Raw genomic sequence first — 12,092 nt, forward strand, 5'->3', positions numbered from 1 at the left:
ATAGTTGTTACATTTGTTTTTTGAAAAATAAATCTATACACCCTTGTTCAATCAATTAAATATAGTACCCCGCTGGATAATATTTACCCTTGATATACTCATTAGCTGCGTTTCATTAACAGGTGCGTATTTTATTAAACATAATTTTGACTTGTCTACATTAAATTACGTAGAGTTTAGTCAAAATGTTTTAATAGTGTCTGTTATAAATACGATAGTCTTTTTTACAGTAAGAACCTATTCAGGTATTATACGGTATACCAGTGCACAAGACTCATTTAGGATTTTGTTTGCGGTATTAATTAGCAATGGATCATTTATTTTAATAAATTTTTTAGTAATAGCACTTGGCAAGCCCCAATTAATTTCAAACAGTTTGCTTGTTGTAAATGGCCTTACTTGTTTTTTATTAATGGTTACTTATAGAATTTTAGTGAAATACTTTTTCTTGTATATAAAGAACCTGAAATTGGATAAAAAAAGAGCTATTATATACGGTGCGGGTGAAGCTGGCGTGGCCACTAAAAGAACATTTGATCATGACTATACAGTTAATAAAAATATAATTGCTTTTGTTGATGACGACCAGCGTAAAGTGGGGAAAACGATTGATGGGATTAAGATTCTGGATGCTAAAGAGCTTCCTCAGCTTATAGAACAACATGAGTTAGATGAAATTATTTTTGCATCTTATACTATCCCAATTGAACACAAGAACAAAGTAGTGGATATGTGCCTTGAAAATGATATTAAGGTGTTAAATATACCCCCACAAAATGTGTGGGTAAGTGGCAAGCTCCAGCCTACTCAAATACAAAAGATCAATATTGAAGATCTTTTAAACAGAAAATCAATAGAAATTGACATAACGAGTATCCAAAACGAATTAAAAGGAAAGAGAATTCTTATAACCGGCGCTGCGGGGTCTATTGGAAGTGAAATAGTAAGGCAGCTTTTAAAGTTTGATGTGGGCCTGATAATCATGTGCGACCAGTCTGAAACGGCTTTACACCACCTATATCTTGAAATTGAAGAAACACATACTGATTTGAATTTTCATGCGTACATAGGCGATGTGAAGGATGAGAACCGGATGCAAAACTTATTTGATACGTATAAGCCCCACTACGTGTACCATGCTGCAGCCTATAAGCATGTACCCCTAATGGAAGATAATGCGGCTGAGTGTGTTAAAACCAATGTGCTTGGCACAAAAACCATAGCAGACCTGGCTGTAAAGCATGGTGTATTAAAATTTGTAATGATATCTACAGATAAAGCAGTAAATCCTACAAATGTTATGGGAGCATCAAAAAGAATTGCCGAAATCTATGTACAGTCATTAAACAAATCAATACATACAAAAGATTTTAGATATAACAACGGTTTTGGTGAATTAAGTCAGGCAATACCTGTTACGAAATTTATTACCACACGTTTTGGTAATGTTTTAGGATCTAATGGTTCAGTGATACCGCGGTTTAAACAGCAAATAGAAAAAGGGGGTCCCATAACCGTAACACATCCTGAAATCACGAGATATTTCATGACCATACCAGAGGCCTGCCGCTTAGTACTTGAAGCAGGTTGCATGGGAAATGGAGGTGAGATATATATATTTGATATGGGGAAATCTGTAAAAATTATAGATCTGGCTAAACGCATGATACGGCTTGCCGGGCTTATTCCTAACCATGATATCAAAATTGAATACTCAGGACTAAGACCCGGAGAAAAGCTATTTGAAGAACTATTAAATAACAATGAAAATACAATGCCTACCCATCATGAAAAAATTATGATTGGGCAGGTTAGAGAGTATTATTTCAATGAAGTTGAGAATCAGATATATGGTTTAATAACTCATGCCAAAAATAACGATGACTTACAGGTAGTAAAATCTATGAAACAAATTGTTCAGGAATTTAAAAGTAAAAATTCAGTTTTTGAAGAGTTAGACCTGGCATTAAATATCTTATAGATGCTTAAAAATATACTTTTAGTGCTTGCGCTTATTTTTATAGTCTCATGTAAAAAGAATGTTAAAGACGAAGTTGAGGTTTACAATAACGACTTTGAATCAGCCGATCTTTCTAAAATTAATAATGGCCGCTTAATCCAATTTAATGGGTCAACGGTATTAGGAAATTATAACAACGATAACTTTGCTTTAACTGTTACCAATTTACCTAAACATGATCTTATCAGGATATCGTTTGATTTGTATTTACACGACAGTTGGGACGGCAACAAACTTTCACCAGACGGCCCGGATATTTGGCAAATGCTTATAGATGGTAACCCTTATATCAATGCTTCCTTTTCAAACTCACCCTGTGGTGCAGGCACATTTTGCCCGCCGCAATCTTACCCTTTAGATTATCCTAATAACTATCATAACCCTAAAGACGGCGCTTACCGTACCGATTTACCAGGGCTTTGCCATTGGAGTACTGACCCCAATGGAACAACTTTATATAAAATAGAGAAAATTGTAAGGCACTCAAATAGTACTTTAATACTTCAATGTATTGATAAACTTGTTCAAACTAACACTGCTGATCCAAAATGCGATGAAAGCTGGTCGGTAGATAATATTAATATCAAAGCAATTACATTATGAAGCTCGTAAAGCTAATAGCTATTGGTATATTAATATTATCTGTAAAATTTAGTGCTTATTCTCAATCACTACCTGTTGGTACTGTTTCGGTTGAAGATTATTACAGGAACGCTCAGCTAATGGGTACTGTTGATACAAACGTTTCATTTACTGTTCGCCCTATCTTTCCGGGCCTTCTTAAAAAGCATAACGATGCATTTTATCCGGATAGTACAGAAAAACGATACAATTTATTAAATACAATTGGCTCGGGACAATCTAAAGACCATAAGTTTAAATGGAGCTTATTACCCTTAAGCTTTCAAACACAATTAAATACACATCATCCGTACGGTTGGAATGATGGCCCAATGATACCTTCTAAGGGTTTGCAAACTTTAACCAGTGCCGGTATTTACATGGAATACGGGCCTTTAACTATCCAATTTAATCCCCAGTTAGTAACAGCAGCGAATTCTGATTTTGAAACTTTTAACAAGGGCCATTATGATGTTATTTTTGCCCGTTATTACGATATCTATAATAACATTGATCTGCCTGTAAGATTTGGCACTGAAAGTTATACCAAGTTATATTTGGGCCAAAGTAGTATAAGGCTAAATTATAAGGCTTTATCATTTGGTTTATCAACAGAAAATTTGTGGTGGGGGCCGGGAATACGTAATTCGCTGTTAATGAGTAATTCGGCTCCTGGCTTTGCACACTTAACATTAAATACGTTGCGCCCTATTCAAACTCCGTTAGGCTCGTTCGAGGGCCAGCTGATAGCAGGACGGTTAGAAAATTCAGGTTTTCCTCCATTAGTGCCGGATCATAGTTTCTTTGGCACAAATTTGTACATTCCTAAACCTAACGACTGGCGTTATCTTGCAGGTATAGTTTTAACATGGCAACCCAAATGGGTACCGGGCTTATTCTTAGGTTTTGATCAAACTTCACAAACCTACGGTAAAGATTTAAGTGGCATAAGGGATTATTTGCCCCTGTTTTCTTCCAACAAACAAGTTAAAGCCCCCAATGATGCTATAAATAAGCAAGATCAAAGAAGCGCGGTATTTATGCGCTGGATCTGGACACAAGAACATGCCGAAATATATTTTGAATTTGGGCATAATAATAACACGAATGATTTTACACAGAATTTGTTATCACCTGATAAATCACGTGCTTATATATTTGGTTTAAGGAAAATGTTACCGTTCAATAGGTCACGAAATGAAAATATTTTAATTGGAGTTGAAGTTACACAGCTCCAGGAAAATGATATTAACAATATAAAAGAAGGATACGAGTGGTACGTCAATAAGAACATCAGGCAAGGATATACTAACCATGGTGAGGTATTGGGTGCCGGAATTGGCCCGGGAGGCAACTTACAATCGTTAAATGTTAGTTGGATAAAAGGATTGAAAAAATTGGGTATTCAAATTGAGCGCTATGCCCACAATAACGATTTTTATTATTATGCATATTATGATAGTTTTGATTTTAGGCGGCATTGGGTTGATTTGAGTTTTGCAATGAATGGCGAATGGAATTATAAAAACTTAATTTTTAATGCTAAACTACAAGGGATTCAATCTTTAAATTATCAATGGTATTTAAAGCAAAATCCAGATGACCCATATTTTGTAAATGGAGTTAATGCTTTTAATGTACAAGTTCAATTGGGCGCAGCGTACAGGTTTTAAACACAATAGTTAAATGATGAAAAGATATTTTTTTGTGTTAAATATTGTGTGTGTGTTTACATCTGTAGTATTACGCAACAGTGCATTAGCACAATCACTGCCGATTGGTACGCCTGTACTAGATGACTATTATAGAAGGCAGCAGCTGCTTGGCCAAATAGATTCAAACGTTTCTTTTACTATTCGTCCACTCTTCCCTGTCGCGGCATTTAAAGTTAAAGATGTATTTGACCCGGATAGTTCATTTAGAAAAGACAGCTATACAAAAACAGGACCTGTTACCTTCGGTAAAGGCGCAGGCTTAATTCAAATATTACCTTTAACATGGCAGCAGCAATTTAATTCAGATCATCCTTACGGTTGGAATGACGGGGCAATGATCCCGGCAAAAGGATACCAAACTATGATTAGTGGCGGGATATTTTTTAAATATGGCCCGTTAAGCATACAATTAAGGCCGGAGTTTGTATATGCTGCTAACTCAGAATTTAATGGTTATAATGCCAGCCACAGCGGGCAAGATTTAGTAGCATATTATAACTATTTCAATTATATAGACCAGCCTGAGCGCTACGGGAATGGCGCATACAGTAAGGCTTTTTTAGGCCAAAGCAGCATAAGATTAACATTTGGGCCGGCATCAATAGGGTTGTCAAATGAAAACATATGGTGGGGGCCCGGAGTACGAAATTCTTTGATATTAAGCAATAATGCGCCGGGTTTTAAACACCTTACCCTAAATACTGTTCGTCCAATAAAGACATATATTGGATCTTTTGAAGGCCAATTGATCGCAGGACGTTTAGATGACTCAGGATACCCATTGTTAAGTGTGAGTACATTACCTGATGGAACAGACTTAAATATTCCTAAAAGAGATGACTGGCGGTATTTTACAGGCTTTAATTTAAACTATCACCCAAAGTGGGTTACTGGATTAACACTTGGCTTAATAAGAACATTTGATGCTTATAGAAAGGATGTAACAGGCTTTAGTGGCTATTTCCCTTTTTTTGTTCCATATCAAAAAGAAACAATTATTAATGGAGATCCTTTTCCTCGTGATCAATTGACATCGTTATACGCAAGGTGGTTATTTACAAAAGCACAGGCCGAAGTATATTTTGAGTACGGCTTAAATGATAATTCTTACAACTTTAGAGATTTTATAGGCTCGCCGGAGCATTCAAGGGCCTATATATTTGGTTTGAGGAAAATGATTCAATTAAGTGGATATAAAGACCAAAATATTTTATTTAGCGCTGAAATTACCCAGTTATCGCAAACCCCGGATAGGCTGGTAAGAGATGCCGTTGGTTGGTACTTACATAGCGGTGTAAGACAAGGTCATACCAATCAAGGTCAAATACTTGGAGCCGGTACAGGCTCTGGTGGTAATTTGCAATCAATGGATGTAAGCTGGGTATCCGGATTGAAAAAACTAGGGGTAGGGTTCGAACGCTATGAACATAATGTAGATTTTTACAGAACCGCTTTCCCTGATATAAATGGTAACAGCCGCAACTGGGTTGATTTTGCTGTCGCTCTAAATGGTGAGTGGAATTATAAGAATTTATTATTCAATGCAAAGCTGCAAGGAATAAAATCATTTAATTATATGTGGGTATTAAAAGATTATGATCCTGCAGAATATTATATCCCTCATAATGACGTGTTTAATTTTCACGGAGAATTAGGTATAACTTATAGATTTTAAGCAGCCTTTTTTCTGGTAATTAACGCATAAAAACTAAATGCTAATCCTGAAAGTATCAGACCTGCTAATATTGCTATAGAATACTTTAATTTATTCTTTTTAAGTGGAAATTCTGGTTCATCAACAATTTGCACTGTTGGTGTTTCCTGGGCCAGCATTGTCTTGCTAGCTTCTAAATTTTTAACCGTTTCAGAAAAAATTGTTGTTAAAACAATCTTATCACGCTCCTTTACCTCAACATTAGCATTAACGTTTGTATAAGCCGGGTTAAGATCCAATAGGTTTTGGTTAGCTGCAGACAATGAATATGTTTTACGGTTAAGTATTTGCCCAATGCTATCTGCACGATGCTGCAGGCGCTCTACATTGCTTCTTAATCTTTTAGTTTTTGTAGTAATGAAAAAATCAGTTGATTGCTTTATCATCCTTGTACAAAAAAGTTGAGCCAGTTTTTCATCCTTCATGGTTGTATTCACTTCAAAGAACCCCAGCTTTTTATCCGTTTTAGCAATGCCAAACTCACCTGACAGTATTAGAGTGGTCATCTCATGCAAAAGACTGTCCTGGAGCCTCGTATTATGCTTGTCGTCCATTGGGAAACGGGTTATCTTACCATCCGGACTATACTTTAACCATTTCTTGTTTAATTTATAAACCGCAGCATATTTATCAGCAAGTGTTTGGGTATTATCGTAAGGTGTTAATAACGTTTTTTTGATAAGCTTTTGACTTTTTATTAACTCCTGAACGTTATCGCCGGCTAATACACCACTGGCTCCGCCCAAACCATCTAAATTAAAGCCAAACTGCCCTGCCAATGCAGATAGCCCACCCGCAGCCCCCGATGATTTTGCATCATCAACTACAAACGTTAGCCGGGCTGTATAAGTAGGTGTCCATAACCAGGCGGTTAATGCACCTAATAATGCACCGGAAATTAATACTATTGCAAGTGATTTTTTAAACTGAAGTATATATTTAATATCACCTATACGGTCATTGAGCAGTTTACTAAATGAAAATTCAGGCTCGTAAGGATATGGCGTATTTTCCTGGTTCATGTTATTTGTATAAAATAGCAAACAAGCTCACTAAAGCGGTTAAAGCAGTGGCAATAGGGGCTATATCTCCAAAGCCTACTTTAAACCTGCTATCGGGCGTTTTTTCAGGAACCACAATTTTACTTCCGGGTTTTACAGAAGGATATATACGGAAAAACAAGAAATGCCTTACCGGTTTATTCAAGCCATCAGGGTATTTAATATAAGCGCCTTTTAACCTTGCATTTTCTGTTGTGCCTGCTGCCGAGTTGATATAGTATTTAAAGCTACTGCCATTGTAAGTTATGTATTGGGGGTTATTAACAGCCCCGGCAACCTCAACATATGATATAACACGCGGTACATAAATGCTATCGCCCGGTAAAAGTATCATATTGCTTTTAACTTTTTGGCTGTTATTAGTGGTGGTCAGGTCGAGATTTACCCTAACACCACGCCTGTAAACTTGCGTATTTTCAAGCGAACCATATGGTGTTAAACCACCTGCCCGTTTCAAAAAGTCAAGCGCTGTTTCGTCTCTTTTTTGTACTGCATAATCGCCGGGGAATAAAATTTCGCCTTTGATACTTACATTACCTAAAGATCGGTAGTTTACTAATCGCGGAACATATACAAAATCCATAGGCTGTAATTCAACATCTGGAGGATTTGCAGCAGTTTTATCCATATCTACAGTAAAAGTATTAACCAATTGGTTGGCTACACTGTCACTCTCATTTTTAATTATTCTTGACACTTCAACATGATGGTCGGCTGCTTCATCATCAAAACCACCCGCCATCGCTATCAGATCAGCCAGTTTTAAACCTTTGCGATAAGTGATCACAATTGGTTTTCTAACGTAACCGCTAATAGTGATCTTTTGATTTGATGTAAACACATCCCTATCCAAAATAACTACAGAATCTTCACGCAACAAAGGGATGTCGTTTCGGCCGTTAATGATATCTGCAAGCTTAAAAGAAATAGATTCTCTTTCAAGATTAGGAAGCGTGCGTTTAATATAGCCGCTTTCCATATAAGCTTCAGGCTTTACTCCCTGTGCCTTTTTTAATAAAGCCGCTAAAGTAAACCCGGCAGAAAGTTCATACACCCCCGGGCGATAAACAGCTCCTTCTAAAGTTATCCGGTTTGTATACCGGTTTGTTATGGCACCAATACTTACTATATCACCATTGTGCGGTATATAATTCTCAAAAAGGTTAGCCGGCACATCTTTTACTTCACGTTCCAGGGTGTTTATCTGATCAATTTTCGCGATACCTTTATAAGCGATATCTGTATAGCCGCCTGCATATTTGATCAGGTCATCTAACTGCTCATTGTCTTTCAGCTCATATATAGCAGGCCTTTTAACTTCGCCGCTAATGCCTACTCTTTTTTTGTAAACAGGTATTCTAATCACATCCTGATCTTCAAGGCGTATATTGCCGCTTAATAAACCCTGTTGTAAAAAGCTATAAAAATCAACCGTTTTATAAACTTTATTGTTTCTTATCAGCTCAATATTTCTTAGTGAGCCGTTTGCATTAGGGCCCCCAGAATTATATAATGCATTAAATAAGGTTGATAGAGAAGATAAAGTGTATGAGCCTGGTGTTTTTACTTCACCTACAATAGTGATCTTAATACTGCGCGTATTACCTAAATTAATGGTTAACTGTGTTTGTCCGGAATTTAAACCGGGATAAACCCTGGTCATTTTACCTCTTATTAAGTTGGTGGCTTGTTCAATAGTAAAGCCGTTTACATATACTATACCTGCATAAGGTATTTGTAAATTACCTTCGGGGGTAACCTTTGAGCGTACACTGCTTTCATTTAAACCTGTTAAAAGTACAATCACTTCATCACCAGGGCCCAATACATAGCCTTTTGGTGTAGCTACAGAAAAATTAGGTTCGAACTTTATGGCCGATTGATTAAAAAAATCAGTACCATAAACACTTAATGCCGCCGGTGCCGGGCTTGCAGGAATTGGAGTAACTGGTTTTGGGGTAATAACGCTATCATTCTCGTCCCTTGAAAAATCTATCTTCTCTTTTTCAGATTTGGATGTAGTTTTTGTAGCTGTTTTTTTGTTTAAGCCTAATAAAGTTACCCTATCTTTAAATGCCTGCACTTCGCCGGGAGGCAAACCCCTTTGCTGAATTAATTTATAGGCTTCCTGCTCGGATACCCCCGAATCCTGTAATTTTTTCCATACCTCAGTTATTTGTTCATCAGATAACTGGCTTACCTTAACGTTTTGGATATTGCTCATAGAAATATTTTGAGCAAAAACTTGTTTTGAGTGTATAATTAAAGAAAAAAGCAGGATGTATAATAGGTACTTAAAACGCATTTATTATTGATGTTTAAACTAAGCGTACAAATATAAAATATTAAATCAGTGAAAAGCTATAACTCAATGCTTGTTGAGTTAGTACACACAACTTATAAAGAAGGAATTAGTTTTTGTAATCCGTTATAATGCTTTTGTGTGTTTATAAGCTTATTAATATGTATTTGAGCATTTGCCCCCATTTTTGTAATTAATTTTTCATTATTGTATAATAAAGATATCGCGGCTGCCAGTTGTTTGTCATTACCGGCATCAAACAATAAGCCTGTTTCATTATTAATAACCATTTCTGGTATCGCACCAATATTTGATCCTATAACGGGTTTGCCCAAAGCCATGGCTTCAACTACTGTAAAACCTAAAACCTCATACCATTCAGATGCACAAACCAGAAAATCTGAACCGTTAATTATCTGTAAAGTTTCCTGTTTGCTTTTTTTATTTAAAAAGGTAACGTTATATAATTTATGAATGTCTTTAAATTCTTTTAATTCAGTTTCCTGCGTGCCGGTACCAATAATTTTTAGATTAATGTTTGGGCAGGCCTGCATTGCTTTTAATAGGGTATGAGCGCCCTTTATCTTTTCGAGCCGGCCAACAAAAACTATATACCTTTCTTCAATTTTATTTGGCGCCAGTTTCGCGGCCTCAATTTCGGCATAATCATAGCCATGGTATAATTGTACCAGTTTATCTTTGAAGAAATTAAATGATTTAAATTTTTCATACAAAAAAACCGATGGGCATACATAATAATCTACGTACTTATAGTAATTAAGAAATTTATGGGTATAGTTCTCCAGGGCAGCAACAGTACTGGCCAATACCGATCCTTTTTTGCAAGTATGGGTAATGCAATTATAGAATGCCCCACCATAACACCGTTCACATATCTGACCATGACTTATAAACGTACTTTCAGGACAAATTGGAGTGTACTCGTGCAAGGTCCAGATGATGGGGATATTTTTTTCTTTTAAAATTTTTAAAATAGTAGGGGTGATGTAATGATGGATAACATTGATATGAGCAAAATCTATTTTAACTTTCTCCAATAGCCGTTCTAAATTCTTTTGTGCCTCAAATGAATATATACTTTTACTAACTACTTTTACTCCGGCGGTTAAACTGCGCTTATTAACCTTTTTATAATCAATGTTTTCAATAAAAAAATCAGCATATTCTGAGGGATAATTCCTGTCGTCTTTCATTGAAAACGGAATAACAGTATGTCCTTTTTGTTGGTATAGGTTACTTACATTTTCAACATAGGTCCAATCGCCGCCACTTGGGTACCAGGTCCAGTTTACTACAAGAATATTCATTTGATCCTGTTATTATTCATTAGAAAACTGCGTAATTATTTTGATTAATAAACTAAAGAAAACAAAATTCAAAGATGCTTGTATTAAATGATATTAGCATCTATAAACTTAAAATTTTGATAAAACTTACAAATAATACGCCTTCTTTTAATCATTATTTTATTGTTTAATATTCTGGCTAAAAACAAAAACACATTTGCTATGTATCAAAATAAAATAGGTTGATAGACCTATAATGTAAAATAATATTAATAAAAACCTGTTTGAAAAAAATATACTGTTAGTAAAGCAAAAAAAGTTAATTTTGATGCGAAGTGTGTTATTAACATACCAGGCAGCAATTTAGTATATCTACCAGGTTTGCTGATAATGACTTTAACGTTTTATATGAAGAAAAAAATCTACATTGCTGGTGCTGGAGGAATGCTTGGCGAAGCTTTTTACCGCATATTTAAAGATGACTACGAACTAAAATGTACTGATAAAGATGTAAATGAAAAATGGCTTAGCTTTTTAGACTTTCGTGACTTTGAAAAATACAAAAGCGAAGTAGAAGCATTTAAGCCAGATTACTTGTTTCATTTAGGCGCCTATACCGATCTTGAATATTGTGAACTCAATTTAGATGATACTTATCTTACCAATACTACTGCGGTAGAAAATGCTGTTTACATTGCAAATAAATTAAATATACCGGTACTTTATATAAGTACTGCAGGCATATTTGACGGCACAAAAGATTTTTATGATGACTGGGACGAACCCAACCCACTAGGACATTACGCACGTTCAAAATATATGGGCGAACGCTATGTACGGGAAAATGCGCGTAGATACATCATTTGCCGCGCTGGCTGGATGATGGGAGGTGGGCCTGATAAAGATAAAAAGTTCATTAGCAAAATTATTAAACAATTAGCAAGCGGTAAACGTGACCTGCATATTGTTAATGATAAAGATGGTACACCCACATTTACCGTTGATTTTGCAAAAAACGTTAAATTGCTAATTGAAAAAGAATACTGGGGCTTATATAATCTGGTTTGCAATGGTGAAACAAGCCGTTATCAAGTAGCAGAAGAATTAGTGAAAATTTTGGGATTAGATAACGAGGTTACCTTTCATAATGTTACATCAAGCTATTTTAAAGATACATACTTTGCACCAAGGCCATCTTCAGAGCGCTTAATAAACAGGAAATTGGAATTAAGGAACATGAACATTATGCGCGATTGGAAAGTTGCTCTTAAAGAGTACGTTGAAGATTACTATACGGATTATTTGAAAGATAAATTTAGTCCTGCAAAAGAGGATATCACCGTAATATAAAT

Annotated in this window: 8 protein-coding genes; 5 read left to right on the forward strand and 3 right to left on the reverse strand. The window is 35.8% G+C overall.

The genetic code is table 11. The features are described from left to right. Positions 1-43 precede the first annotated feature (43 nt). From WC743_RS20100 to WC743_RS20115, 4 genes are read left to right on the forward strand one after another with little or no spacing between them, the layout of a single operon-like run. Complete coding sequence (locus tag WC743_RS20100) at positions 44-1,981, forward strand: polysaccharide biosynthesis protein (RefSeq protein WP_373014914.1); 1,938 nt, start codon at positions 44-46, stop codon at positions 1,979-1,981. Continuing rightward, positions 1,982-2,623 carry a hypothetical protein gene (locus tag WC743_RS20105; protein WP_373014916.1) on the forward strand — a complete coding sequence of 214 codons (642 nt, stop codon included), beginning with the start codon at positions 1,982-1,984 and terminating at the stop codon, positions 2,621-2,623. After that, on the forward strand, positions 2,620-4,314 hold the full coding sequence (locus WC743_RS20110) for a capsule assembly Wzi family protein (RefSeq protein WP_373014917.1): 1,695 nt from the start codon (positions 2,620-2,622) through the stop codon (positions 4,312-4,314). Before WC743_RS20105 ends, WC743_RS20110 begins: the two co-directional genes overlap by 4 nt. Before the next feature lie 13 nt (positions 4,315-4,327). Beyond that, positions 4,328-6,031 carry a capsule assembly Wzi family protein gene (locus tag WC743_RS20115; RefSeq protein WP_373014919.1) on the forward strand — a complete coding sequence of 568 codons (1,704 nt, stop codon included), beginning with the start codon at positions 4,328-4,330 and terminating at the stop codon, positions 6,029-6,031. On the opposite strand, the gene WC743_RS20120 is transcribed toward WC743_RS20115, so the two are convergent. From WC743_RS20120 to WC743_RS20130, 3 genes are all read right to left on the reverse strand, one after another. Then, entirely contained in the window at positions 6,028-7,092 is a 1,065-nt protein-coding gene (locus WC743_RS20120) for a hypothetical protein (protein WP_373014920.1), read from the reverse strand. The two genes, WC743_RS20115 and WC743_RS20120, sit on opposite strands and share 4 nt — an antisense overlap. A 1-nt stretch (position 7,093) precedes the next feature. Further along, positions 7,094-9,355: an SLBB domain-containing protein gene (locus tag WC743_RS20125; protein WP_373014922.1), complete on the reverse strand. Its 2,262-nt coding sequence runs from the start codon at positions 9,353-9,355 to the stop codon at positions 7,094-7,096. A 173-nt stretch (positions 9,356-9,528) separates the two neighbouring features. Next, entirely contained in the window at positions 9,529-10,761 is a 1,233-nt protein-coding gene (locus tag WC743_RS20130) for a glycosyltransferase family 4 protein (RefSeq protein ID WP_373014924.1), read from the reverse strand. Between the two features lie 387 nt (positions 10,762-11,148). Between WC743_RS20130 and WC743_RS20135 the strand changes: the two genes are divergently transcribed. After that, positions 11,149-12,090 (forward strand): NAD(P)-dependent oxidoreductase, encoded by a 942-nt coding sequence (locus WC743_RS20135; RefSeq protein ID WP_373014926.1) that lies wholly within the window; start codon positions 11,149-11,151, stop codon positions 12,088-12,090. Positions 12,091-12,092: the final 2 nt, after the last annotated feature.

The organism is Mucilaginibacter sp. (genome assembly GCF_041660805.1).
Lineage (GTDB): Bacteria > Bacteroidota > Bacteroidia > Sphingobacteriales > Sphingobacteriaceae > Mucilaginibacter.

What these genes read in the sequence shown, in the direction of transcription:
- WC743_RS20125 (WP_373014922.1), bottom strand. Translation starts at nt 9,355, where the DNA reads ATGAGCAATATCCAAAACGTTAAGGTAAGCCAGTTATCTGATGAACAA.
- WC743_RS20120 (WP_373014920.1), bottom strand. Translation starts at nt 7,092, where the DNA reads ATGAACCAGGAAAATACGCCATATCCTTACGAGCCTGAATTTTCATTT.
- WC743_RS20130 (WP_373014924.1), bottom strand. Translation starts at nt 10,761, where the DNA reads ATGAATATTCTTGTAGTAAACTGGACCTGGTACCCAAGTGGCGGCGAT.
- WC743_RS20115 (WP_373014919.1), top strand. Translation starts at nt 4,328, where the DNA reads ATGATGAAAAGATATTTTTTTGTGTTAAATATTGTGTGTGTGTTTACA.
- WC743_RS20110 (WP_373014917.1), top strand. Translation starts at nt 2,620, where the DNA reads ATGAAGCTCGTAAAGCTAATAGCTATTGGTATATTAATATTATCTGTA.
- WC743_RS20135 (WP_373014926.1), top strand. Translation starts at nt 11,149, where the DNA reads ATGAAGAAAAAAATCTACATTGCTGGTGCTGGAGGAATGCTTGGCGAA.
- WC743_RS20105 (WP_373014916.1), top strand. Translation starts at nt 1,982, where the DNA reads ATGCTTAAAAATATACTTTTAGTGCTTGCGCTTATTTTTATAGTCTCA.